General features: G+C 34.9%; 25 protein-coding genes and 1 pseudogene. 5 read left to right on the plus strand and 21 right to left on the minus strand.

Annotated features, from left to right (window positions below):
- Window positions 1-36: 36 nt before the first annotated feature.
- The 20 genes and pseudogenes from MVE64_RS02885 to MVE64_RS02980 all read right to left on the minus strand — a co-directional run bounded on the left by MVE64_RS02885 (window position 37) and on the right by MVE64_RS02980 (window position 22421).
- A complete protein-coding gene (locus tag MVE64_RS02885) occupies window positions 37-2106 on the minus strand; it encodes a heavy metal translocating P-type ATPase (protein ID WP_247343620.1) in 2070 nt (689 codons plus the stop codon).
- A gap of 24 nt (window positions 2107-2130) precedes the next feature.
- Entirely contained in the window at window positions 2131-2451 is a 321-nt protein-coding gene (locus tag MVE64_RS02890; RefSeq protein WP_098796661.1) for an ArsR/SmtB family transcription factor, read from the minus strand.
- A 96-nt stretch (window positions 2452-2547) separates the two neighbouring features.
- Complete coding sequence (locus tag MVE64_RS02895) at window positions 2548-3237, minus strand: ZIP family metal transporter (RefSeq protein ID WP_247343622.1); 690 nt, start codon at window positions 3235-3237, stop codon at window positions 2548-2550.
- Window positions 3238-3316: 79 nt separating this feature from the next.
- Window positions 3317-5554, minus strand: coding sequence for an AAA domain-containing protein (locus tag MVE64_RS02900; RefSeq protein WP_247343625.1), 2238 nt, complete (start codon window positions 5552-5554; stop codon window positions 3317-3319).
- A gap of 130 nt (window positions 5555-5684) precedes the next feature.
- Window positions 5685-6050: a hypothetical protein gene (locus MVE64_RS02905; protein WP_121662392.1), complete on the minus strand. Its 366-nt coding sequence runs from the start codon at window positions 6048-6050 to the stop codon at window positions 5685-5687.
- Window positions 6051-6227: 177 nt separating this feature from the next.
- The gene (locus MVE64_RS02910; RefSeq protein ID WP_247343627.1) at window positions 6228-7016 is read right to left on the minus strand and encodes an HAD family hydrolase; all 789 of its coding nucleotides are present in this window, start codon (window positions 7014-7016) and stop codon (window positions 6228-6230) included.
- Window positions 7017-7190: 174 nt separating this feature from the next.
- Window positions 7191-7712, minus strand: a complete 522-nt coding sequence (gene uraD, locus MVE64_RS02915; protein WP_247346938.1) for a 2-oxo-4-hydroxy-4-carboxy-5-ureidoimidazoline decarboxylase — start codon at window positions 7710-7712, stop codon at window positions 7191-7193.
- A gap of 34 nt (window positions 7713-7746) precedes the next feature.
- On the minus strand, window positions 7747-8250 hold the full coding sequence (locus MVE64_RS02920; protein WP_247343629.1) for a (2Fe-2S)-binding protein: 504 nt from the start codon (window positions 8248-8250) through the stop codon (window positions 7747-7749).
- Window positions 8251-8264: 14 nt separating this feature from the next.
- Entirely contained in the window at window positions 8265-10532 is a 2268-nt protein-coding gene (gene pucD / locus MVE64_RS02925; protein ID WP_247343632.1) for a xanthine dehydrogenase subunit D, read from the minus strand.
- A gap of 3 nt (window positions 10533-10535) precedes the next feature.
- A complete protein-coding gene (locus tag MVE64_RS02930) occupies window positions 10536-11030 on the minus strand; it encodes an FAD binding domain-containing protein (protein ID WP_247343635.1) in 495 nt (164 codons plus the stop codon).
- The gene (locus tag MVE64_RS02935) at window positions 10966-11412 is read right to left on the minus strand and encodes an FAD binding domain-containing protein (protein WP_247343638.1); all 447 of its coding nucleotides are present in this window, start codon (window positions 11410-11412) and stop codon (window positions 10966-10968) included. The genes MVE64_RS02930 and MVE64_RS02935 overlap by 65 nt, the downstream gene beginning before the upstream one ends.
- An 82-nt stretch (window positions 11413-11494) precedes the next feature.
- Window positions 11495-12142, minus strand: coding sequence for a nucleotidyltransferase family protein (locus MVE64_RS02940; protein WP_247343641.1), 648 nt, complete (start codon window positions 12140-12142; stop codon window positions 11495-11497).
- Entirely contained in the window at window positions 12135-13139 is a 1005-nt protein-coding gene (locus MVE64_RS02945) for an XdhC family protein (RefSeq protein ID WP_247343644.1), read from the minus strand. Before MVE64_RS02945 ends, MVE64_RS02940 begins: the two co-directional genes overlap by 8 nt.
- 18 nt (window positions 13140-13157) lie before the next feature.
- Entirely contained in the window at window positions 13158-14501 is a 1344-nt protein-coding gene (locus MVE64_RS02950) for a 5'-deoxyadenosine deaminase (RefSeq protein ID WP_281730450.1), read from the minus strand.
- A 254-nt stretch (window positions 14502-14755) separates the two neighbouring features.
- Window positions 14756-15571 carry a Cof-type HAD-IIB family hydrolase gene (locus MVE64_RS02955; protein ID WP_247343645.1) on the minus strand — a complete coding sequence of 272 codons (816 nt, stop codon included), beginning with the start codon at window positions 15569-15571 and terminating at the stop codon, window positions 14756-14758.
- Between the two features lie 722 nt (window positions 15572-16293).
- Window positions 16294-17235 carry a VanW family protein gene (locus tag MVE64_RS02960; protein WP_247343648.1) on the minus strand — a complete coding sequence of 314 codons (942 nt, stop codon included), beginning with the start codon at window positions 17233-17235 and terminating at the stop codon, window positions 16294-16296.
- Between the two features lie 299 nt (window positions 17236-17534).
- Window positions 17535-18608: a branched-chain amino acid aminotransferase gene (locus tag MVE64_RS02965; protein WP_247346942.1), complete on the minus strand. Its 1074-nt coding sequence runs from the start codon at window positions 18606-18608 to the stop codon at window positions 17535-17537.
- A 370-nt stretch (window positions 18609-18978) separates the two neighbouring features.
- A pseudogene (locus MVE64_RS02970) lies at window positions 18979-20150 on the minus strand (LL-diaminopimelate aminotransferase).
- Window positions 20151-20362: 212 nt separating this feature from the next.
- On the minus strand, window positions 20363-20683 hold the full coding sequence (locus tag MVE64_RS02975; protein ID WP_486639765.1) for a MerR family transcriptional regulator: 321 nt from the start codon (window positions 20681-20683) through the stop codon (window positions 20363-20365).
- Between the two features lie 550 nt (window positions 20684-21233).
- Window positions 21234-22421, minus strand: a complete 1188-nt coding sequence (locus MVE64_RS02980; protein ID WP_247343651.1) for an MFS transporter — start codon at window positions 22419-22421, stop codon at window positions 21234-21236.
- Between the two features lie 293 nt (window positions 22422-22714).
- Between MVE64_RS02980 and MVE64_RS27715 the strand changes: the two genes are divergently transcribed.
- The 4 genes from MVE64_RS27715 to MVE64_RS02995 all read left to right on the plus strand — a co-directional run bounded on the left by MVE64_RS27715 (window position 22715) and on the right by MVE64_RS02995 (window position 24741).
- Window positions 22715-22957 carry a hypothetical protein gene (locus tag MVE64_RS27715; RefSeq protein ID WP_345740743.1) on the plus strand — a complete coding sequence of 81 codons (243 nt, stop codon included), beginning with the start codon at window positions 22715-22717 and terminating at the stop codon, window positions 22955-22957.
- 29 nt (window positions 22958-22986) lie between these two features.
- Window positions 22987-23325, plus strand: a complete 339-nt coding sequence (locus MVE64_RS27720) for a TIM barrel protein (RefSeq protein ID WP_345740820.1) — start codon at window positions 22987-22989, stop codon at window positions 23323-23325.
- A 330-nt stretch (window positions 23326-23655) separates the two neighbouring features.
- Complete coding sequence (locus MVE64_RS02990) at window positions 23656-24333, plus strand: NAD(P)H-dependent oxidoreductase (protein ID WP_247343654.1); 678 nt, start codon at window positions 23656-23658, stop codon at window positions 24331-24333.
- A gap of 129 nt (window positions 24334-24462) precedes the next feature.
- Window positions 24463-24741, plus strand: a complete 279-nt coding sequence (locus MVE64_RS02995; RefSeq protein WP_247343655.1) for a hypothetical protein — start codon at window positions 24463-24465, stop codon at window positions 24739-24741.
- Window positions 24742-24898: 157 nt separating this feature from the next.
- Here MVE64_RS02995 and MVE64_RS03000 read toward each other — a convergent pair whose 3' ends face one another.
- Window positions 24899-25618, minus strand: coding sequence for a metallophosphoesterase family protein (locus tag MVE64_RS03000; protein WP_247343658.1), 720 nt, complete (start codon window positions 25616-25618; stop codon window positions 24899-24901).
- A 292-nt stretch (window positions 25619-25910) separates the two neighbouring features.
- On the opposite strand from MVE64_RS03000, the gene yyaC reads away from it, so the two are divergent.
- Entirely contained in the window at window positions 25911-26504 is a 594-nt protein-coding gene (gene yyaC / locus MVE64_RS03005) for a spore protease YyaC (RefSeq protein WP_247343659.1), read from the plus strand.
- Window positions 26505-26547 lie beyond the last annotated feature (43 nt).

Consider the following 26547-nt stretch of genomic DNA (forward strand, 5'->3'; position numbering starts at 1 on the left):
AAGAAAGGATTGGGATCGTTCTCCCAATCCTTCTTTTTATTTCCTTTCATATAATACAGTCAAACTAATTAATGTGACAAGTATAGTTGCTCCCATATCTGAAAGGATCGCAATCCAAAGTGTTAGCAAGCCTGGGATCGTCAATAATAAGGCTATTAGCTTCAATCCGAGTGCAAGTGTAATATTAAGCTTAATAATGGAATTCACTTTCTTTGCTGACTTTATTGCGGATGGTAATTTTCCAAGATGGTCCTGCATTAATACAATATCAGCTGTTTCAATTGCACTATCAGTCCCTTTCCCCATGGCAATTCCTAAGTCTGCTGTTGCAAGTGCTGGTGCATCGTTTATTCCATCACCAATCATGGCAACCTTATTCCCTTTAGAGAGCTCTTTTATTTTTTCAACTTTCTCATCAGGTAACAAGCCAGCGAAATATGAAGTTAACCCTACCTTGGATGCTACTTTCTCTGCTGTACTTTCATGATCACCAGTTAACATCACTGTTTTTTGGATTCCTGCTTCATGTAATGCCTGAATAACATCCGCACTCTCTTCTCTTATTTCATCTGAAATTCCCATGATGCCAAGTACTTTTTCAGTAGTAGCTAATATAACTAATGTCATGCCTGATCGTTTATATTGTTGAATTTGTGCTTTTATTTCTTCCTCTATTTGCACTTTTTTCATATGTGCTTCGTTACCGAGGAAGTAAGTGACTCCATCAATTTTGGCAACAATTCCACTTCCCGAAACTGTTGTGATTTCCTCTGGTTCAATCAAAGATAGACCATCAGCTTTTCGGAGCACTGCTTTTGCAATCGGATGTGATGAGCTTTTTTCAATGGAAGCTGCAATTTGTAAAAACTTCGGATCATATTCCACATAATCTTCTACAAATGGCTGCCCCTTTGTTAGAGTACCTGTTTTATCAAAAGCAATCGTATGAATTTTACCTAATTGCTCTAAAAATACTCCGCCTTTTACAAGTATTCCATTGCGGGCATTTTTTGTAATACCTGATACAATGGCGATCGGTGAAGATAAAACTAAGGCACATGGACAACCTACAATTAATACCGCTAAGCCTTGATAAAACCAATCTCCCCAGCTGCCGTTAAAAAACAATGGTGGAATTAGCATCACAATTGCAGAAATAATCATGATCAATGGCGTATAATACTTTGCGAACTTATTAATAAACAATTCTGTTGGTGTTTTTGTTTCCTGCGCTTCTTCTACTAAATGGAGAATTTTCGCTAGAGACGACTCTTCATATGCTTTTGTAATTTGTATCTTTAGTACACCTTCATTATTAATGCTTCCTCCATAAACCGGCTCATCTTTATCTTTTTCAACTGGCATGCTCTCTCCAGTTATAGCCGCTTCGTTCACAGAGCTTTTTCCTTCCAAAACTAAACCATCCGAAGGAATTTTTTCACCAGAACGAACTAAAACAATTTGATTTGCCTTTAGAGATGAGATTTTGACTATTTTTTCTTGACCATTATCAAGTACAGTTGCTTCCTTTGGAGCTATCGCTAGCAGTTTCTCCATTGAATTTCTAGCTTTTTGCATGCCTAAGCCTTCTAGGTATTCATTTAAACCAAATAGAATCGCAACTAAAGCTCCTTCTTTCCATTCTCCAATACCTAATGCACCGATTAGGGCAATTGTCATTAACGTTTCGATATTAAATTTTAATTTAAATAGATTTTTCAATCCCTTAATAAAGGTTTGGTATCCACTTAAAACGGTTGCTGCAAGAAAAAGTCCGATTGCAATATATTCATTAAAAAAGACATCTGTTAGAAACCCTGCAATATAGAAACCAGCTGATAGGGATAAAAGTAAAATCCAATTAACCCCTGTAGGGTGATGATGATCATGTTCATGTTCATGTTCGTGTTCGTCAGCTTCTATATATGCACCATCTGAAGATAAAATCTTCTTTACTTTTTCAATGTCAACATTACTTTCTAGTTTAAGCTTACCTGTGTTATAGCTTAAAGATGCTGTTTGTCCTGATGGCAATTTATTTATTTCTTCCTGTAATTCTCTAGTACAGTTTGCACATGTTAATCCTTTAACTTTATATTCTTCCATTGTGCTCAACTCCAACATAAATACTTAATGATGCTGTGCATGGTTAATTGTTTGTTGCAGGACATTCATTACGTGATTATCATCAGGTGAATAATATAATGTTGTCCCTTCCCTTCTATACTTAACCAAGCGTAAATTCTTCAAAAATCTTAATTGATGTGAAACAGTTGACTGAAGCAAAGATAATTTTTCAGCGATTTCATTCACTGAGTGTTCACTTTGCGAAAGCAAGTGTAATATTTTAATTCTGGTTGGATCACCTAATGCTTTAAACGTCTGAGAAACAATAAATAATGTTTCTTCGTCTAACTGCTCTTGCGGTTCCTTTTTACCGGATTCTTCCATGATCAGCACCTCTTACTTTTTAGTATATATCAAAATATGTATATATGTTCATATTATCTAACTAAATAATAAAAAAAAGATTGGCTCTTGTCAATCCTAGCCAATTAATAAAAATACCTCCACTATAAAAATACCGGTTAATAAACTAAGCAAATGATAAAAATGCTTTCCCTTCTCACTTGATGAAAGAAATAATTCAATAATTGAAATGTATAACATTGTACTGATAGCAACACCTAATAAGGCCCCTAAAAACATGTCATTTTTTATCATCACGAAATTTCCTAGTAATACAAATCCATAAAGACTAAATGTAAGATAAAGAAATGCAGTGACCAAATGAGCAGGTTTAAGCTTTAATGCGATTGCTAACATCATTATTGCCATCCCTTCAGGTAAGTGATGTAAAATAATGAGATGATAAAGATGTCCTTCGTGATCAGCATGGTTCCCTAAAGCAAATCCAGAAGGTGCATTATGTAATGTAATGGCGATAAGAAGCAGTAAAAATGTGGACTTTGATTCACCTTTCGATGAACGGTGTACATACTGATCAATTACCACCATACAAAGAAGACCAACTCCGATTCCCATAGTAATAGATATTGGTTGGTAATGTGAAAAGCTATGTGGAATAAACTCAAGACATAGAATCCCCACTATCATACCGGCACTAAGAGAAAACAAGTAGTCGATCTTCCAATTTACTATTTTACTTATGATAAGTGATAACACCCCGCCTGTTATCAATGATAAAAACACATAAAGGCAAAATATAAAACCCACTCTATTCCCTCCATTACGTTACAGATAAAGCAATTACTTTAAGTTATGAATAGCTTTTCCTGTTTAGTACAAGAGCGGGTTAAGAGATGATTTGTGAAAGAAAGTAATCAATAACACTTTCAGAATGTAAACGTACACCTACATACGGAGGCCTTATATGGTTGTTCATCTCATATGGCATACCTAGCCACAAATATTTTTTATCAATGATCAAGAAAGGAAATGAAACAGATTTGGCTTTAAGCTGTTCTCCTTTCATGTTATTCATGTTATCAGGAGAGATTGTTGTTAAACGAACATTTGTTCTTCGAGTATTCAGTATGTTTTTCCACTCTTCGGATAACTCTTTGGTAGGAAGTCCAACAATTATTGAAGAATTGGCTTTTTTCACATCTTTCGTAATGAGTTCAAGCTTTTTTGCATGTATCCATGTTAAATTTGAATGCTGGTTTTTAACCCATGTCCCTATTTGCTGTTGTCCTGTTTTTTGATTTTTGCTTACCTGATGATCTACAAGCTGACGAATTGTTTTTCCACGAAAAACCTTTGATTGAAGAAATTGCTGATCAGCCAGATGGACGAACTTTCCTCTAGTTCTTGTCATCGCAACATTAATTAATCGTTCACTATCCTTACCAATTAAAAGCATCCCAGGTCGTTCCTGCGGATAACTGTCGACGGTATCAAATACCATAACATCTCTTTCACTTCCTTGAAATCTGTGAACTGTTGCAGAAATAATATCCGACTCCATTCGTTCCACTGAATATACATCATTTAGCAACATGTCCATTAAAGCTGCCTGAGCACGGTAAGGTGTAACATATCCAATTGACCTTGCTCCTGCTAAGAATGACTCATGGATTACTTGAAATGATAAAAGTAAATGCCAAAGGTTATATCGTGAATTTGATGTTTTTTCACGCATACTGTACATTCCACTAAAACTGCTATCCAACAATATGGAGGAACGATTTGAAAATGGTTCTCTTTCTACTATTGAATGTCTAGCCGATTTCACACTTTCGTGATCACCAACAAGATCGTGATAAATGTACTTGTTGGTGAATGAAGAGATATCCGGATGCATTCTTCTTTGTTCTTTTAAAAGAAAAAGATGAGGATGTAAAGTACTATTTGGATCATTAAGCCAATCAACTACACCTGCTTTATGAAAAATATCGTTCCTTAGCCATTCATCAACAAGAGCATGTTTTGCAGAAGCGATGGGAGGGAGCTGTTTAAAATCTCCACAAATGATGACTCTGCGACCTAGAGTTGCCGCAAAAGCAATTTGAGGAATATAGGCCATACTTGCTTCATCAATTATGACAAGATCATAGTCTTTTTCATAAATACTCGGATCGTTCGCAGCCTTTGATAATGTTGTTCCTACAATATTGGCATCCTTAACAAGCTCAATTTCCTTTTGTCTTATTTTTTCTAAAACTGTCGCTAATTTACGTTCAATTTCAAGCAATTGTTCAGAATCCCTTTGACTATAGGATTGTGAAAGAGTTTGTTTCATTCCTCTTCTATGTTCATGCAAATCATTTCTTTGTTTTGCTAATTCCGGGTGCCTTTTATGAATCAGCTCCAATGTTGTTAGGTCATCGTTTGATGTAATCGATGTTTGCGATCCATAACGAAGCAAATCACCTTCTCGAAAATGGCCCTTTTTATGAATAAAATGAGAAATTTCCATCATAAGCACGTCAACTGCTTGATTACTTTGGGACAGAACTAATACTCGATCGCCTTTAACATATTTATTTCCTGCTACCCTGCTCAATGTATAGGTTTTACCTGTACCAGGGGGACCCCAAACAAATGTAACAGGATTATATTTGCTTCTTAAAACAAGTTCATGAACAGCTGATTTTATTTTTTCGGTAGGGTGCTTAGGAGCATTAGATGGATTCATCAATCTTTTCATTCGTGCTTTCTTCCGCTTACTTTCTTTTATTTCATCAAATCTTTCATGTAGTTGATCTAACAACTCCCATGGATCATGAAGTAAAAAGAGCTCGGAAGGTTCATGTCCAAGGGATTCCTCCAAGGATAAGATTACACTTTTCCCCTCTGATGAAAGAACTTTACCGTTCACTGTTCTTTTTCCAAATTCGACTTTAATTGAAGAGCCTATTGGCACTCGAATGGGTAAAGTGGTTTCAAAATAATAAGTAAATGACCCATCGTTTGACATCAGTTGACCATCTTTTAATGCGTATCTCGTACTTCCATATTTCTTTAGATGCATGATTTCCACACGGATTGCCTTTTGCCATGTTTTTATATAATAATTGGTAGATTTCATGTTTATAACGTCCTTATCGTTTTTCTGACAGTTTTCACCGAAACAAACTATACCATGATCGAGTTTGAAAAGCGAATATCTTTAAAATAAAAAAAGGACCAAAATTGGTCCCTTAAACACGAGTCTTATCTTATACCAACATATCCTTTGAATGGTTGGTACATGTGCATTCAGTTAAGCTGTAACCTGTAACTTGAAATCCATTTTTTTGTAAGAAGCGAACGCCCATGTTTTTTTCAAGTTGACTTCCGGCAATAAGATGTACTCTTTTATTAGGAATTTCATGAAAGTATCTTCTTAAATATGCAATAGGTATAACAATTGAATCGAAATTTTTCATCGTTGACAAATTATTATAATCTCTTACATCCACAACTTGACTAGATTGATCATGATGATCTATATCTACACAAGGTACATTCTTAATAGAAATTGACCTTTTTAAAAAACTTCCGATTAACACGATAAGAATAATACCAGCTATGAGATAAAGCATCTCCCTTCCCCCTCTAAGAAGTAAATGACAATGTTATTAACTTATATAAATATAGATGCTTTTAGATGGTTTTATCAAGTAATTGGATTTGAATCTGATCATTTTTTTATAGCTAGCTAGTTAGCTTGCTGCAGCTTACAGTTTCAGGCATTTACCTTACTTATATGAAAGATACCCCTACTTGTTAAGTTGATCTAAAATTGGGTACAGCTCTTCAAGATGAGTGATTTCAAAGTCTGGTTGTACTTCGTTACGTTCTTTGTTATGGCGATTAATCCAAACAGATTTCATTCCAACTCTTGATGCACCTAAAATATCTGTCATAAGATTATCTCCTACCATTATTGCCTCATCTTTTGAAAGATTCATTTTTTCTAATGCATGCTCAAAAATAGTTGGATCAGGTTTTCCTCTTCCAAAAGCACCGGAAATAATAATTTGCTCAAAGTAAGGAACAAGCTCTGGAGTAATTTCTAATTTAGTATTTTGTAAGTCTGGAGAACCGTTTGTTAACAAAAGAAGACGGTAAGATTCCTTTAACTTGTCCAACACTTGAAAAGATTCATCATAAACAAAAGGTTTTTTTCTTCTTTGTGCTGGAAATTCTTCAGCTAGTGTTGCTCCATAGTCAGGATCATCAATTCCACATGCTTTTAAGCCTCTTGTCCATGCTTCTTTCCGATATGTGGGAACGATTTCTTTCATCTTGCGAAAATTCTCTTCATCGTCTAAAAAGTTACCCCAAAGACCTTCAAACGGGTTGATTCCGATCATTTGCGTAAAATCATATGTTTCGTATGAGGAATAAAGCTCCCTCGCTTCGTTTCGAACAGCTTCTTCAAGCTTTTCAGAATGTATTCCATATTTTTGTTCGGCTAATTGACATGTCGCAACAAAAGCTTCCTTTACACTTTTTTGATCCCATAATAACGTATCATCTAAATCAAAGAAAATAGCTTTAATCATGTTTGTCCCCCTAGAATCTATGTATTTTTATATTTAAAAACTCTTACTATTCAAACAATAGCTTACAGAGATTTGATTAATATGTAAATAGTACCTGAGAAAATCCTTTTATGAAATAGTCAAAACAGCAAAAAAACCGCTCTTCTAGCGAGCAGTTTTTGGTTAAAATTAAATTTATACGGATTGTTTCTTTATTTCATCTCGATCTTCATTAGAAATAATTTCCCTTAAAATATAAAAATAAATGCGGAACATTTCTTCAATTGCTGCTTCTATTTCTTCATTTTCACTGTTTTTTAATCTCTTTTTTAATGCATCATAAACAGATTGTTTATTGTGTCCACGCATTGCGATGATAAAGGGAAAACCGAATTTCTTTATATATTTATTATGATAAGCAATAAATTTTTTATATTCTCTAGATGTTAAAGATCTAAATCCCGATTGCTTGCTTACTTGATTGTAAGGGTTTTGACCTCGAATTGTTTCAATAAAATCTGGAAGAGTTTGAAGTAGGGCAACTCTTTCTTCAATAGTATATTTTTTTACACGTTTTTTCATTGCATGATGAAGAAATTGATAAGAGGGAAAAGGTCTTAATTCGGATACCTGTTCGGCGATAGAATGCTCAAAAATCCAACGAAAAGTTGAAACAAATTCCTCAAGTGTAAGCACATTCGCATCATGAATTGTCATCACTAGATATCACTCTCCATTAAAGATTTTTATCTTACTGAATTTCTTCTTTTTTGTTTACCACCTCTCTGTAACGTTGAACAGCTCTAATGATTCCTGTGTAACCAGTACACCGACAAAGATTGCCTGATAAATGTTCAAAAACCTCCTCATCTGTTGGCTGCTGATTTTGCTCTAATAAATCCTTTAGCGCTATGATCATTCCTGGAGTACAATATCCACATTGAAGTCCACCTTCTTCAAGAAATGCCTGCTGAATAGGATGAAGTGATTGATGTGATACATGTTCAATTGTTTCTATTGTTGAAAGCTGTATCTGATAGGCCATAACTAAGCAAGAATTTACAACTTTTCCATTCAGTAATACGGAGCATGCTCCACACCTTCCGATTTCACAGGATATTTTAGTGCCTGTTAATTGTAAATCTGTTCTTAAAATATCGACTAACCGATAAGTTGGCGGTACGGTTAAGTGATACGGTTGACCATTTAATTCAAAAGTAAGATCTATTTTATTTTCCACTTTTGCCTTTTTCATTGACGCACCTCCTACTACTTTTCGACAAAGGCGTTAATCGTTAATGCATCTAAAACTTCCTCAGAAGAAACTGGGAGATTCTTCACCCATAATCCACATGCATCATGAATAGCAGCAGTTACAGCAGGTGCAATTGCAACAGTACCAATTTCACCAACACCTCTTGGACCAAATACATCTCCCTCCATTAAAGACTCGTCAACAAACACCTTCATTTCTTTTGGAATATCTTTTATGGTTGGAATGAGATACGAATCAAGATTTTGTGTATGATAGCGACCATTTTCCATCACTGAATCTTCATTTATTGTAAAACCAAGCCCCATAACTGCCCCGCCTTCAATCTGCCCTAAATAACCTAGTGGATTCACTACTGGCCCCGCAGCCACACAATGGTCCATTTTTGTTACCTTTACCCTCCCTGTCAGCTGGTCGATTTCTACCTCAGCTGCAACTGCGGCAAAGGAGTATAAATAATGTCCCCCTATTACTGCATCTGGGGTTGTTGGAAAATGAAATTGCGTATGAAAAATGGGAAGTTTATCAGATAAATAGTTTGCTAAATCATAATAACTGATTATAAGTTGATCAATTTTTCCTTTCCGCCAAATTCCTTTTCCCCCTAAATACAGAAGATCACGCGTCGTATCTGTGTAAGAGGCTGCCTCATCTAATATTTTATTTAAAAACGGTTCTTTTAGCTTTTGGATGCCATTCCAAATCATATTTGTTGAACGAGATGCTGTTGAGGAACCTGAAGAAGGAACGAGATCTGTGTCACCTATCACAATCTTTAAATCTTCTTTTCTACACCCTAAAGCTTCCATCATCATAATTTCGATTGAACCCAATAATCCTTGGCCAAATTCTTCAAATCCGAAAGCAATTTCAATTTCCCCATCCTTGGTTAAAGAAAGGCGAGCACCTGAAGGATCAGGTCGACCAAAGCCAAGACCCCCACCATGCATAGTGATTGCCACGCCTCTACCTTTCACATTTAGAGGCTCTGTTTTTAAAGGCTGCGTTAATATTGGAGATTTTTTAATCATAGTTAAAACACTTCTAGCTCCATCATTCTTTACTATTCGTTGTCCTAGCGGCCCGGGATCATCTGCTTTTCTAAGATTTTGTTCTCTAAATACTAATGGATTAATTTGTAACAACTCGGCTAGTCTATCCATTTGTGACTCTAATGCAAAGGTAACTTGGTTTCCTCCGAATCCACGATATTCACCTGACACTCCATTATTAGTAAACACAGAGACCCCTTCAATATCAACATATGGAATGATATAAGGACCGGTTGAATGCTCAACTGCGAAGTCTAAAACAGCTGGTCCAAGTGTTGCATATGCCCCTGTGTCTGCAACAATTCGAACTATGTGTCCTACTAGTTTTCCTTCTTCGTTCGCCCCTGTTGTCATGGTCATCTTCATAGGATGTCGTTTAATACCAGCTCTTACTGATTCCGTTCTCTTATTATGGAGCTTTACTGGTTTTTTTGTTTTAATAGCTAACAAAGCCGCATATGGTTGGATATTTAACTCATCTTTCCCACCGAAGGAACCACCAATTGGACTTGATATCACACGAATATTACTTTCAGGTATAGATAAGATTCTAGCTAGCTGCATCCGGTCTTTAAAACCGTGTTGTGTTGCTGCATAAACCGTTAATTTACCATCATTCTCTGGAACAACAACTCCTCCCTCTGTTTCCATATATGCATGCATTTGTCTTGGAGTTTCATAGGTTTCCTCAACAATGTAAGGACATTTTTTGAGTTCATCTAAAACATATTCACTGTTCTTGTACCCTGCACGATGCAAGACATTTCCTGCAGGATGTAATTTCATTTGTGAACTTAAAGCTTTGTCAGGACTATCGATTACCTCAAGTGGTTCATATTCAACAAAAATGAGTGAAAGTGCCTTCATAGCAATTTCCTCACTAATCGCTGCAACTGCAGCAACTGCATCACCTACGTAGCGAACAGTATCTTCGCACAATACTGGCTGATCAGGAAATATTAATCCAAAACGATTCATCCCTGGAACATCTTTATATGTGATGATCGCTTCAACTCCCTCAAGTTGTTCTGCTTCAGTTGTGTTAATGGAGTTAATTTTTGCATGTGGAAACGAACTTCTTAACACTTTTCCAACTAACATATTTGGGAAGCAATAATCAGTTAAATATTTTAGCGAGCCGGTTACCTTATCATGGCCATCGGGACGGATTCTCCATTTACTTTTATACTCGTTTTTATTTAACTCCTTCATCCCTTATTCCTCCCTTAGGATGGTTCCTAATTTTTCTGTAAGAATGTTTGCTGTAACCTTCTTCCGGTACGACTCTGTTACAAAGGCATCCGAATATGACTGAAATTCTTCTAAAATTGTTTTGTATATGATTTCGCTCGTTATTTGTGATCTACTACCAGTTAATAGCTGTTCAAGTTTTTGAAGTCTGATAGGAAAATGTGCTCCTCCGCCGACAGCCATGCGAATAAATGAAATTTCATTATGAGCGCACTTGCTCCAACAACAACTAACCGTCACTAAAGAAGCTGTAAAGGCTTCTCTTCTTCCAACCTTGCGATAAAAGCTTTTTGTTTTATTAGCTTGAAGAGGAATTAAAATTTCAAGAAGCAAATGAGGATATGATTCTTTTTCTTTTAACCAGGTTGCTACATCAATCATATATATTTGGTCTTTAAGCGCTATTTTCACTTTCGCATCTAACACAAGAAGAGTTTGGAATGCTGTCACCAATTCCACTTGCTACATTTCCTCCTATTGTTGCACGATTCCGAACAGCAGGTGCAGCAATGTTTCTACAAGCTTCAGTTAATAATGGACAGTGTTCTATTATATCAGGATGCTTAATACACTCTGCAATCGTGGTAAGTGCACCGATTGCTAAAATATTCTCGTCATTTATTTTTTCAAATCTAACTTTTTTTAATTGTTCAATACAGGAAAGATTAATTAGTCTTGAAGGAAGGGGAACACCTGATTCCCACTGAATTTGATGAAGCGTCCCACCAGCTACGTACTCACCTTCAAAAAGTACTTTCATTTTTATAGCATCTTCAACTGATATTGGGTGTTCAACGACAATTTCTGATTTCAATGGAGTTGAGTGTTGTTCGACATTCATTACATCACCTAATTTCATTAAAAATTTTTGTGAACAAAACAGATGAGAATAGCAAACGGAGGTAAACTAGTTTGAGGTTGATTTAAAACCTAGTGCTTTCTTTAATTAAGCAAAGTTGGGGACTTACTATTTGTTTATAAGTCTCATACTGTTCAAGTGTATCAATATCTATTAATTGGTTATCATTTATATTTATTTTTAAGCCTTTTAACATTCCCGTTTTTAGAAAGCTTCTTGCCCCTTGATCACCATTTATTTTTAATAAAGAATCAAACCCCTTCTTTTGAAATAAGATTGGTGGTTTTATGGAAACCCCATCGAAAGAGGCGATAAAATCATATTCATTTGATTTTCGATCTATTAATTTGTTTATCAATTGTGAAGTAATAAACGGTTGGTCCGCTAAAAAAATGATAACAGCATCAGCTCCTACTTGCTTTGCTCTTTGAATACCTGTTCGAAGTGAATAAGATTGACCGAGATGTGCTTGCAAGCTGATAATATGTTCCCAATGAATAGAATTCGTAAGATAGGGTTCAATCGTTCGAAGCCAGGTTGGTTGAAAGTCTTTTGTGACAATGACTAAATGATTAAGCTTTGATTTAACAATTTCCTTTAATGCCATCGTTCCAAGGGAATCTCCTGCTAAAGGCAATGATAATTTACAAGTACCCATACGTGAGCTGTGGCCTGCTGCCAAGTAAATACCCACGATGTTTTCGTTATACATTTACACACCTCCTTGCTTTCTGTTTGATTAATTCAGCAACAATGCTAACAGCAATTTCATGTGGTCCTTCAGCCCCTATTGATAAACCAGCAGGTGAATGTACCCAATCTTGAACCTTTTTTCCTTGTAGCAACCTTTGCGCTCGATCTTTTGAGCCTAAAATTCCTAAGTATGATAGTTGTTTTTTTAGTAAGTACTTCACTAACTCGAGATCTTTTTGAAAGTGATGTGTCATCAACACAATTGAGTCTAAAGTTGTAAACGTATAGCTAGATAAAAATTCTTCAGGTGATAATACAACGGTTTCGGTTGCTTGAGGAAAATAATCTTTGTGACAATAGGCTGGTCTCCAATCTGCAACAATGACTCCATAGCCTGATTGTTGAGCAAGTTGTGCTAGAGGTCTAGCATCAGCTCCTGCTCCATAGATAAATAGTCTAGGTCTTGCTTGAATTTCTTGTTTAAAAAGGAGATAGTCATTCTCCATCCTTAATGTTTTTGAATGCCATTTCTCTTTTTTGGGAAAATCTCCTTTCCATCGTCCAAAGTATTCAGCATTTTCTGTATAAAAAAGATAGCCGTAAACATCACCTTCAAGAGAAAGTTGTTTAGTGTATGAGACGGATATACCATGATTAACAAGCTCTCTTACTCTTTTTAAGTGCACTAACAATTGTGGAGTTATTGATTCAATTAATACTTCTATTGTCCCGTTACATCCAACCCCCTGTCCCCAAGACAAGTCATCTTCTGCTGTTAAATCATACGTAATCAATTCAGAGCTCTTCTTATGAAAATAATCTTTACACCTTTCTTGTAAATCTTCTTCCAAGCACCCCCCACTTAACAATCCTGTTTGAACTCCATCTTCATGAAAAAGCATAGAAGATCCAGCCTTTTTATACGAAGAGCCATCCACATTAACAATCGTTGCTAAAACCATTTCCTGTGAGGATTCTGAAATGGCGTCGAGGATTTCATAAATGTCGGTACCCATCCTGCTCCTCCCTCTCTATTAAATCATCGTATCGACTCTTGATATTCTTCGTACTAATCGTTGAATAGAAGAATTTGCTTCTTTTAGTACAGTTGATTTATCAATTGTTAGTAAACGTTGATCTTCCATCACAATTTTCCCATTAATGATCGTTGTTTCTACATCTGCTCTTGTTGCAGAGTAGACAATTCTTGAAATAGGATCAACCTCTGTTGAGGGATACGTATGAAAATCATTTAAGTCTAATATCACAACATCAGCTTTTTTGCCGACTTCTAAGCTACCAATCTCCTTTTCCATTCCCATTGCAGCTGCTCCACCCATCGTTGCCATTTTGAACACTTTTTTTGCATCCATTGCCGTCGGACCATGGTCTGGCTTTTGAATAAGTGCAGTTAACCTCATTTCATTGAACATATCAAGATTATTGTTACAAGGTGCACCGTCAGCACCAATACTTAGAAATACTCCTTGATCATGCATCTCCGGAGTATTTGCAATTCCAGAAGCAAGCTTTAAGTTTGAGCCTGGACAATGACTTACCTTTACTCCTCTATCACGTATAATTCGTTTCTCTTGTTCGTCGAGCCAGATACAATGAGCCAGTAATAATCGGGGATTTGCTAAGCCAATGTGATCCAAATAAACAATATTTCTCATTCCTCGCTCACGTTCAACAATTTCAATTTCTGTTTTATTTTCTGATGCGTGCGTGTGTACCATTACTTGATACTGTTGAGAGAGATCCCGTACTTGCACTAACATCTTTTCTGAACATGAGATAACAAACCTTGGTGAAAATGCGTAATGAATACGACCATTATCAAAGAGATGCCATTTTTCTAACAAATCAACACTTTCTTGTATGGAAGAACTAGTATTCTCTAATAAAATCGATGGAACATTTGCTCCTTGATCCATCATAACTTTACCAGCTATAGCCCTAATTCCACTTTCTGCTATAGCTTGAAAAGCATAATCGGTATGCCTAACTGTTTCCATATCGATTATCGATGTTGTTCCGCTTCTAATTAATTCTCCTAAACCGAGCATTGCTGAGTAGTAAATGGATTCCTCGTCATGCGCAGCTTCAAGAGGCCAGATCTTTTTGGACAGCCAGTCTAATAGCTCAAGATCATCACCCTGCCCGCGAAAAAGTGTTTGACAAAGATGAATATGACTTTGAATGAATCCAGGAATAACCGTCTTCCCTGTTGCATCAATAATCTTATCCGCAGTTACATTCTCAATTTTATCCTTTATTGCAACAATTCGATCATCCCTTATTAAAAGATCTCCGTGCAAAATTTCACTTTTTTCATTCATTGTTATGATTTCAGCGTTTTTAATTAAAATTTCCACTAAGTTCCGCCTCCTAAGCTACCTGACAATCCCAACATCTCGTTACTAAATCTGACAACCATTAAAGTAATAACCTAGTTTTCTAGAGAAACATTCATTCTCTTCTGTTAAATTAGCTAAATTATATCCTCAATTGTAAATTATTGTTACATTCATGTTAGAAATTCTTACAGAGAGTTTTAAATGAGAGTATTTTCATTCTTCAGTTGAAATAAAAAAAGAGTTGCCTACATGATTGTAAGCAACCCTTATACTTAAACCGTAACATTTAAAATAAATTCTTCTACTACCTTTGCGACTCCATCATTCATATTCGTATCTGTAACGAAATTTGCCAGATCTTTTATTTCTTGAGGAGCATTTCCCATGGCAACTCCAAGGCCAGCAAACTCAATCATGGATATATCATTATAACTGTCACCAATAGCAATTACTTCTTCTTGTTTAATGCCACATCTTTGAATTAGTTGATGTAAGCTCGTTCCCTTTGTAACACCTTTTTCAGTAAACTCCAGGAAATACGGCTTTGAGCGCATGATTGAAAAATGTTCGTCTAACTCTTTCTGTAACTTCTTTTCAACATCCTTAAGTACATCCGGCTCCGCTACCATTAATGTTTTTACTACTGGCACAGTTACTGACTGTACAAAGTCTGATACCATCTTAATAGGTAATCCAGTTAAAGTAGATTCTTTTTTCGTGAAAGGATTTTCATCCATCGTAATAATTTCATCACCTATATATGTATGAATAAATACATTTTCACGACGGCTTATATCAAACAATTGATGAACAGACTCTGCACTTAATGTACTGCTGAACATTTCCTCATTTGATGAGCAATTTATGATTTTACCACCATTAAAAGATAGAATATAGCTTCCAAACTTATGTAGCAGCAATTCATTTGCATACTCTCTCATTCCAAAAGTAGGCCGACCTGATGCTAAAACCACCTTCACACCTTGTTCTTGCGCTTTCATTAATGCCTCTTTTGTACGAGGTGATATCGTATGATCGTCACATAACAACGTATCATCCAAATCTAATACAATCATTTTATATGTCATGTTTTAAGTCCTTTCTATAGATAGATCACTATATTCATATCCTACTATAAAAAGAAGCTTAAAGGAAAGAAACATTCCGGAATTCAAAAATATTTTTATATTAATTATTAGAACCCTGCTTTAACTCTTATCAACAAAAAAAACAGGTCTAACATCTCCTAACGAGTTCTGATTTGAAAAAAATACGAATTAACATAGGGTGATTCGTACTAAAGTTTGGTAAGTAAATTAGATGAAAATAAGCGGAGAAATTCCTCTTATTGAGGAAAAAGCACGAAAAATAGATTAAATAGGCGGAAATGTTCCTTTTATTTTATCGAAAAAGGTGAAAATGAACCATTTCACTTTGCTTAACCGTAAAAACTCCGCTTAAATCACCCAAACCGAGTCCCAATCTTCAGTCTAACAGTAAAAACTCCTCTTATTTAAACTATCGGTTACTCAATTCAAGAAGGTATTCTTTATTTATCCGCCCTTCAATCACCATCATCCACCCCTGGTAGATACATATCATTTTCAGCACACCAATTGGAATAACAAAGAGCTTGCCCTTTTCATGACGACAGGTTTAAAAAATTACGGCGTGTTTACTGTCCATTTTGTTACACCACATATATATCAACAAAAAATCAGCAGTCTTACTCAGTTGCGAATAAGACTGCTAATTGGTGAAATTTAATTTAGTTTTTGTATACGGAACCGAACCAGTTAGTGTTAAGCTATTAAACCTTTGATGCATCATCCTTTGAAGCAACTACTTGAACCTCTATTGTTCCAGACTGTTTATTCACAAATGTTTTAATCATAACTGGGAAGTCTTTATCATTCATAAATTTAAAATCTGGACCTCCCCAGGATACTGTTGCATCCTTCCCGGTAGGAACATACCCAACAGATCTTGAATGTGAGTTAACTTCTAAAACTTCCAATCCTGCATTTGCAACTGCATTATATAAAGTAGAAGAAGTTTGACAAATTCCCCCACCAATTCCTTCAACAAATTCTTTATCTACAATTTCTTTTGCTTTTTGATAACCTTTTGCAGCAGTACGTTCACCAACAACTAAATTAAAATAAAAGCGATCGCCTGGACCCAATACAATTTGATTAATCTCATTTGCTGATAAAAATATATTTTGTGAGCGACCCGTTACGTTAGGATTAAAAGATGTTTTATAATGTCCAATAACTACTTCGTCAATATTTTTTACAGTTTCTGCTGATACATTCGGCGACATCACTTCAATAGGTAGATCTAATGTTTTATCAAGCGCATGAACATTCAATAACATTTCAACTAATTTTTCTTCATTTAGTAGAACACGACTTGTTCCTTCTGTTAAACCACCGTTGCTCGTATACTTCACTGGTATCATCGGTTGATCAAGACTTTCAGCTAAATCATTCGCAATATGCCTTACTTCTTCCTCATAAGCTTCCGACTTTTGATTTAGTGAAGGTGAAAAGGAATATAATATTTTTTGTGTTTCAGGATGCAGCAATTGAACTTGAAATTCCACTTGTTTTTCTGCTAATTGAAAACTATTCATTGCCAAGCTCTTCACTGGTAAAGGTTCATCTTTTTCATTGCCATTAACTACATTCGAACTACAACCCGTCATCATGAACAAGAAAATCAACGTTGAAACATATTTCTTACGCATAACTCTCCCACATTTCCCATTAAATTTTCTTTACCACTTATTTTATTCACTCATATATATTTTATATTTAATTAAAATATCCTAAATTTTGTTAAAAATTTCCTGAACTTATATATGAAGTGAATTAATATTCTTCTCATTAGTAAGACGTTTAATTAAGGGAAAATGTTTCATATTTTTTCCAAATACTTTCTTGTCTAATACAAAAAAGGCCAATTCAACAATAGTTGCCGTTTTGCAAAGTGAGTTGCTACAAAACTTTGAACGGCTTAGTTTGTTGAATTGACCTTTTTAGCTATTTATTTTACTTCAGTAACCCAATTAAATGGATCCTGCTTCGTACCTTTTTGGATGCCAGTTAATGTATCATAAAGTTTTTTAGATAATTCACCAGTTTCTCCGTTATTAATTACAATTTTATTATCGTCATATAAGAATTCACCAATTGGAGAAATAACAGCTGCAGTACCAGTACCAAAAGCCTCTTCTAATTGTCCATCTTTATATGCCTGATACACTTCTTCCATTGATATTTTTCGCTCAGATACAGGGGTTTCCCATGATTTTAGTAATTCTAGGATTGATTTTCTTGTTACTCCCTCTAAAATACTGCCATTCACTTCAGGTGTAACAACTTCCCCATTAATTTTAAAGAAAATATTCATACTTCCTACTTCTTCTATATATTTCTTCTCAACTCCATCTAACCATAAAACTTGTGAGTAGCCCTTTTGTGCAGCCTCTTCTTGGGCTCTTAGGCTTGAAGCGTAGTTACCGCCGGTTTTAGCTTTCCCTGTTCCACCTTCAACAGCACGAACGTAATGGTTCTCAACGTATATTTTTACCGGATGAATTCCTTCTTTATAATACGAACCTACAGGAGAAAGAATAATCATAAATCGGTAAAACTTCGATGGAGCTACCCCTAAGTAATACTCTGTTGGGATAATAAATGGTCTAATATAAAGAGAAGTTCCTTCGGCAGTAGGAATCCAATCCTTTTCAATCGAAACAAGCTGTTTTAGGGCCTCAATGACAAACTCGCCATCAATTCGAGGAATACAAAGTCGATCATTTGATAAATTAAGTCTTTCCATATTTTTCTCAGGTCTGAACAATAATACTTTATCTTCTTTCGTACGATATGCCTTTAACCCTTCAAATACTGTTTGCCCGTAGTGGAAGACCATTGAAGCTGGACTAAGTGTAATTGGTTCGTATGGAACAATTTTTGGGTCATGCCATCCTTTTGCCGGGCTATAATCCATTACAAACATATGATCAGTAAAAACGCGGCCAAACTCTAACTGATCTGATTTGGGCTTTTCTTTTCGTGTTGCACTAAGTGTTACATCAATTTTTGTTTTTGTCATCATTTTTAACTCTCCCAATCAACAAAATTTAAAGAAGTTATCTTTTCTAGAAATAACCTCTGATCATATTACAAAAGGTATCTAATCAAACTTTCTATATTTCACTATTTTATAACTTTCATGGAGCAGTTAACAACTGTTTTTCGACAAAAGATTCAAAATAATCAATAAAAATATTATTTCAGCCCAATATTAAAGTTATTTTTCTATAGAAAAATTTTTATTCGAGGTATATGATCTATTAAAAAAGAGCGGGTAACCTTCCCCACTCTTTTCTATAAAGTATCTTATTCCACGTCTTCTATTGTTATTAATGTTCTTTTTTGTTGTTAAAAAACTTGGGTCCTTCACTATTTGCATTTATAAGAATCTATAAGATATTCGCATTCTTTATTGAAGTAATTACTTTCTTTAACTTTTCTACATCCTGAACAAGAGCAATCCTTACATAACCTTCACCAGTTGGTCCAAATGCATGTCCAGGTGTTACAACAACATGTGCTTTGTCAATTAGTTCATAAGTAAATTCTGTCGAACTGAACCCCTTAGGAACTTCAAATCCCAAATAAACATACCTGCATCAGGCTTTGTTATGGTCCAACCTAACTCGTTTAAACCTTCAATTAATGTATCACGGCGTTCTTGGTACACCTTTCTACTTTCTTCACAAAAGTGAGCACCCTCTTCAAGAGCACGGATTGCAGCCTTTTGAATAGGTAAAAACACACCATAATCCAAATTGCTTTTTAATTGATTCATAGCTTGTACCACATCTTTATTACCGGCGAGAAAGCCAATTCGAGTACCTGCCATATTATAGTTTTTAGAGAATGAAGACATTTCAACTCCAATGTCTTTTGCTCCTTCGATCGAAAGAAAACTTACTGGCTTCTTTCCTTCAAAATAAAGCTCAGAGTAAGCAAAATCATGTAGAACTAGTATATTAAATTTTTTAGCAAATGCAACAGCACTTTCAAAAAATTCTATATCAGCTAATGCGGGAACCGGATTACCAGGAAAATTCAAGATCATCAACTTCGCTTTTTCAGCCACTTCAGAAGGAATAATTGATAAATCTGGTAAGAAATTCTTTTCCTTCTTCAACGGCATAAAATAAGGAGTTGCCCCTGCCATCGCAATTCCAGCAGCGTATGCAGTATAACCTGGATCCGGCACTAAAATCACATCTCCTGGATTTGCAAAAACCATCGGAAAATGAACAAGTCCGTCCTGAGATCCCATTAATAATAGTATCTCTTCAATTGAATCCAACTCCACTTTATAGTTTCTATGATAAAAAGAAGAAACTGCTCTATTAAACTCATTAGTTCCAGATAAAGAATAACCATATTGATCTGCTTTCAACACTTCTTCAGATAAAGCATTGGTAATAAAAGATGGTGGAGCCAAATCGATGTTTTTACCAATACTTAAATCAATAATCGGTGCACCTTCACTTATTTTTCTCTGTTTATATTGAGCAAGCTCACTAAAAATAGAAGGCTTAAAAAAGCTCATTTTATTTGATAATGTAATTGTCATTTTATCCCCCACTTATTTCGCAAGTTCTCATTTTTCTGAAAATAAGTGTATCATAACTCAACGTTATACGGGAATAATGAAGTTTAAATCTTTTGAAATAGTTGAATTTTAATAGTATTCTCAAATGTACAGTTAATCATACATTTGTATATCCCCATAGAAAAAAGAATGCTGTTTGTTGAGCATCCTAAATTAAATGATTACATTTTTTCTTACTTAAAGCCACTTCTTTGAAAATGTGAGTTTAATTGACCGCGAATCATTTTTTTCTTTAGATCAGCATCAGTTTCTTTCTTTTTGTAGTCTCTACGGATTTCATCGGTTTGAACGCCTTCCTCCACTTTTTCAGCAATGTCCATTAATTTCTCAATATCAGAAAAAGAATACTTACGAAATCCAGTTGACGTACGATCTGGAAAAATTAATTTTCTTTCCTCATAATAACGGATTCTTCTTTCTGATAACCCGGTCAATTCACACACAGTACCCATTGATATCACTTTTTTATCACGATATGATTTCGACTTATCCAAAGAAACGCCCCCGGTTTTTGTATGATATTTTCCGATCTCTTCATTACTGTATCAATAGGAAGCGTTTTCCAACAAGATTAGTTTACAGAATTTTATAAAAAATCATACAGAAAAAGACATCACAAGTCTAGATGTCTTTTTCGATAGTTCGGGAATTAACATTTATAGCAATATCTGCTTTTTCACAGTAACTGCTATTACAGCAGCATCCCTAATCTTCCATCTTGTCGTTTTCTAAAAACACTTCACACTGAAAGCAATATAAGCCACTTTTCAGTGTTATTTGTATTATTCAGGCTCCCCGATTTCAAAGCTGCTATTTATAAGATCCTTTGCCTGTTCGAGAGATATATTAAAATCTTCCGCTACTTTTTTAATAATATTTTCTCTTAATTCTATTACTGACATATGATCAACCTTCTTCCGAATAATCTCTTTAAATCAATATTATCAGAAAATTCATGCATTAAAAGATATTTGTGAGATAATCTTACATATTATTTAAGACAACCCTTTCCCCACCCAATAAGGTGATAGGTTTTCCAACATACTAGCTTTTTGTCTTTTTGACAAGAAGTACAATATATAAAATTATTGAGATACTAACTGAAATAGCTGATGTTTGGTAGATTGTATGATAACCAAAAACATGACCAATTTGCCCAAACAAAAGTGCACCAATTCCAACACCAAGATCAAAGGATGAAAAAAAAGTTGCATTGGCCATCCCTCTCCTATTTTTAGGTGCTTTTTCAATTGACCATGCTTGAAGTGCCGGTTGAACAGAACCAAATCCAATTCCATACAATACTGCAGCTGTTAATAAAATGGTTGTGCTTGGGAGCCATGACAACAAGACCATTGCGATCATAATGAATACAGCTCCTGGAATAAAAACAGCCTGATGGCCTTTACGATCATATATTTTTCCTGCGAACGTTCTTGATGCCATTAGAGCAATAGCAAATACAAGGAAATACCATTGAATCCCTAATATCCCCTTTTGTTCAGCATATAAAGGTAAGAAAGATGCAATTCCTCCAAATGTTACAGTAATAAAAAACAAAAGCATAGCTGGCTGAAGTGCACTTTTTTCATAAAAATCCCATTTATCTTTCTTTGTCGTTTGCTGTGACTTTTCCACCTGTTTATACTGTATTCGTGAAGACAGAATTAATGCTACAACCCCTAAGAAAGCACAAATAAGAAATAATTGTTTAAATGTTATCATTCCTGCCAAACTGAGTCCTAGAGAAGGACCAAAAGCCAAAGCAATATTACCTGATAAACCATAGTAACCCATACCTTCTCCACGTCGCTTAGGAGGGATAATATCACTAGCAATTGTGCCAGAGGCTGTAGTTGAAAAACCCCAGCCAATACCTTGAATAACTCTCATAAAAAATAAAAAAGCAATAGTAGGCAGAAATCCGAACGAGCCTGCAGAAATGATAAAAATAATTAAACCGGTTAAATAAACAAACTTTCTTCCTTTTGATTCCAAAGCGTGACCAGCATATGATCTTACAAGTAATGCAGAAAATGTGAAAATTCCAACAACAACTCCTATTAACTGATCATTTCCGCCAAGCTCCTTAACAAAAAGAGGAATAGTTGGTAACGTCATCTGAAACCCAAGAAAGATGAAAAAGTTTGATAAACAAATCAATACAAAATCCCGCGTCCAAATCTTTTCTTTCTGTAATGAAATTACGTTTGTATTAGCTTGTTGATCCAAAAAAGCCCTCCTTTTCTCATTTCTCAAATGAAATTTTAACTAAGTTAACTTGTATCCTACTCTTCAAGGTTATTCTTAAGTAACTTTTATTTCAACTCAAATGATTCTTTCCTCAAAGATTGCTCCAAGAGATGCATACTGTTCCTACTATTCTATTTGAGAATAAAGTTAATTATTTTAAAAATAATAAAAAGATACCTATGTATATTATTTTTAACGATTACTGCTTTAAGCTTTTCCTTATGAATGAAGTCTTGAGGAAAATAAAAATTTCTTAAAAGAAAGGAGCTTATATGAGATTTGGCAGCCATGTTAGTATTCGGAATGGGTATTTTGCTGCAGCTAAATATATGGATAGCATTGGTGGCAATGCATTTCAATATTTCCCTAAAAATCCAAGAAGTTTAACTGTGAAGGAATTTAATCGGCAAGACGCAAAGCTCTGTCATGAATTTTGTGTTGAAAACAATCTTGTCTCAATTGCTCACACCCCTTATCCAACAAGCTTAACACCTTCAATAGAAAAAAAGCTCTAACAATTGATTCTCTTCTTAATGACTTAGAAATTGCTGATTGTTGTGGCTCAATTGGAGTCGTTGTTCATTTTGGAAGTCAAATTAGTAAAACTGACCCGCTCGCCAGTTATCAATTAATGATTGAAATGCTTAATCTTATTCTAAGTAAGTGGGACGGACAAACTCTATTGTTACTCGAGAATAGCGCAGGGAAATCAGGAGCACTGGGCACAACATTAGAGGAACTTGTCCAGGTTCGGAACTTAACAGATTATCCTGAAAAAATCGGATTTTGTTTAGATACCTGTCATGCTTATGCAAGTGGACTTTGGTCGGGAAAGAATCATGAAGAATTGTGGGGTAAAGCATCAGAATTGAAATTTATCTAACTTCCTTAAAAGCAGTTCATTTAAATAATTCTAAATATGACCTTGGCTCTGGTAAGGATCGCCATGCGAATATATTTAAAAATGGATATATTGAAAAAGAATGCTTTAAAAATCTATTTCAGTTACCTAATCTTGCTGATATTCCCTTTGTTCTTGAGACCCCTTCTGATGAAGGAATCACTCATCAAGAAGAAATATCAATGTTATATCAATTCATTCAGACTTGAATCGCTAGACCTTTTAATTATTATTTGAGCAAACTATTTTTCAATTCTCGCCCTATCATCTATACTTTTTTACGTGAAAGAGATAAAAGGAGGATATTTAATCATGACAGAAAAAACGATAACAAAAGAAACGATTCTTGAAGCATTTAGCTCACGTCATGCAACAAAAGAATTTGATCCAAATAAAACAATATCAGAAGATGATTTTCGTTATATACTGGAAACTGCAAGGCTATCTCCAAGCTCCGTTGGATATGAACCTTGGAAATTTCTTGTTGTACAAAATCCGGGGTTAAGAGAGAAGTTAAGAGAAGTTGCATGGGGTGCGCAAGGACAGCTCCCAACTGCGAGCCATTTTGTGATTATCCTTGCAAGAACAATAAAAGATACAAAATACGATTCAGATTATGTGAAAAATCAGATGCTAAACGTTAAGAATTTCCCACCTGAATTATTCGATCAAGTGAAAGAGCGTTATAAAAACTTTCAGGAACATGATCTCAAGCTACTAGAAAATGATCGAACAATGTTTGACTGGGCAAGTAAACAAACGTATATTGCGTTGGCAAATATGATGACGTCAGCAGCTTTAATAGGGATTGATTCATGCCCAATCGAAGGATTTGATTTTGATAAAGTTCAAAAAATATTAGAAGACGAAGAGCTATTAGAAGATGGTCATCTAGCTGTTTCCGTAATGGTTGCTTTCGGATATCGTGCAAAAGAACCTCGACCAAAAACAAGAAAAGCGATGGAGGATATTGTTCAATTTATTGATTAATTTGTAAAGTAGAACATCTTGTTTATTAGATACTTTTAACAAATAGACAAATTAATCTAGTAATTAGGCCTCTATCAAAAAAAATATGTCTTCATACACTATAGCATTCCATTATAAGGAGTGCTGATGATGACAAACATCTATGAAATGAAAAAGCAATATGAAGGTAAAATGGTACGTTTTAAAAATAAAGAAAATCAATGGGTTGTTGGAAGAGTAGCTAGTATTGATGATAGCGGGATTGAAATAGAAGAATATCATTCCCCAGAAAATCAAAGTGAATATGGATATGGATTTTTTGGTCCAAGGCCTTTTTACGGTCCACGTCCATTCAGAAGAAGGCCTTTTGTAAGATATCCTTATGGCGGATTTACTGCTCTTACTTTACTTCCTTTCTTATTGTGGTAATTAAGTAACCAGGAAAAAAGGATCATTCCATATAGAGATTGATCCTTTTTCTTGGTCCTTTTCAGGGGTAAGTTTTAACTAGTAGGTTCTTCCTCTATGTTCCGACAATCATGTTTTAAAATGTCAAGTTATGCGCTTTCCCAAGAAATAATCTCCCTTATAAGCTTGCATTTCTTAAAATATTTATCATCATCTCAGCATTAGGATATCCTGAATCTTGATATTGTTTTATAACCTTCTCAACATCATAATCAACCCGCTCAATCGATGTACTAATTCCACTTTCATTTATCTTAAGCAAGCCATAGGAAGCTTTTGTTAAACCATCAAATGGAAGGCCAGTACTGCCTATATTCATAACTACTCTACCGTTAATGTATCGTATATATGGTTTATGAATGTGACCATAAAAATAAATATGTGAATCAACTTTAGACATTAGTTTTTCTTTTATGTCTTCTTCTTTCGCCTCAGGTGATACAATATCAAATAAACTGCTTGGTGTTGCATGAAATGCATGTATTTTAACCCCATTTTCTTCTATAGCAAGAGAATGTGGGAGTGTATTTAAATAATCAATATCTCCTGATTGCAATCGTTCAAATGTCCAGTCTCTCTCTTTATTCATCATCTCAAGAGCTTGAGCAGCTACTTCACCTTCATTAACTCCCCGAACAACCCATTCATCTGCATTTCCCTTTATGACCTTTGTATGTAAGTGACGTACTAAAGATAATGATTTCTCCGGTTCAGGTCCACGATAACAAATGTCCCCTAATACATATACTTTATCAATTTCCTTCTTTTTTATATCCTGTAAGACAGCTTCAAGAGCAACCGCATTTCCGTGAATATCTGAAATAAATGCTATTTTCATATATAAAACCTCTCTTATAACATTGTTATGTAAATCATATCATGTTCACATCGATCATGTATATGCTCCGGATTTACTCTATACAGGTTAATCTAGTTTATTCTAATTATGAATTTGTTCTAAAAGTTTATCTTACTCATCTTGATTAAAAATGTTAAAATTTACTAATTTATTTTATCAATGTCAAGAAGGAAAGTTGATACATTTTACAGAATTGTCACTTAAAAGATTTTTTTATGTAAATGAATCAAATTGTTACCGCTTAATTTTTAGGGATGTGGGAGGGGGATTTATGGTTGATCAATGTTCAACTATTAAGAATTCAATGTTAGATGGAATTTTTCCATATAATGATAAGTTAGCTCCATTATATATACGAAACTCTTTATTTACTCTTATTCCAAAAGGTACAGAGCATATATATGTTATTGGAATTGGCTCAAATCAAATTAGTGGTGATAGTCTAGGTCCCTTTGTTGGAACTCTTTTGAATGAGAAATTCCCAGACCATTTAACAGTCTTAGGAAACCTGCAATTCCCATTGGATGCATTAACGTTAGAAAAAGAGTACGGAAGCATCTCTCTGCCTAATAATAGCTTTATAATTGCTATTGACAGTGTACTTGGTTCGAGAAAAATCGTAAATTCCATTGTTATTCGAAAAGGGGCATTACGACCAGGAGAGGGACTAGGGAAAATACTCCCTGCTATTGGAGATTGCAGTATTATGGGTGTTATTCAAGAAAACGATTCCTCCCTGCATTCTTCGTTGTTTCATACAAACTTACACCTTATCTATACGATGACAACAACAATTGCTAAAGGAATTTCTCTTGCGGTCAGACAATATTTCCAATATCCTTCAAATTATCCTATATTACTCTAATTTTATTATGTAAGACCAAAAACAGAGACAAACATCTTGCTTC

The organism is Metabacillus endolithicus (assembly GCF_023078335.1).
Lineage (GTDB): Bacteria > Bacillota > Bacilli > Bacillales > Bacillaceae > Metabacillus > Metabacillus endolithicus.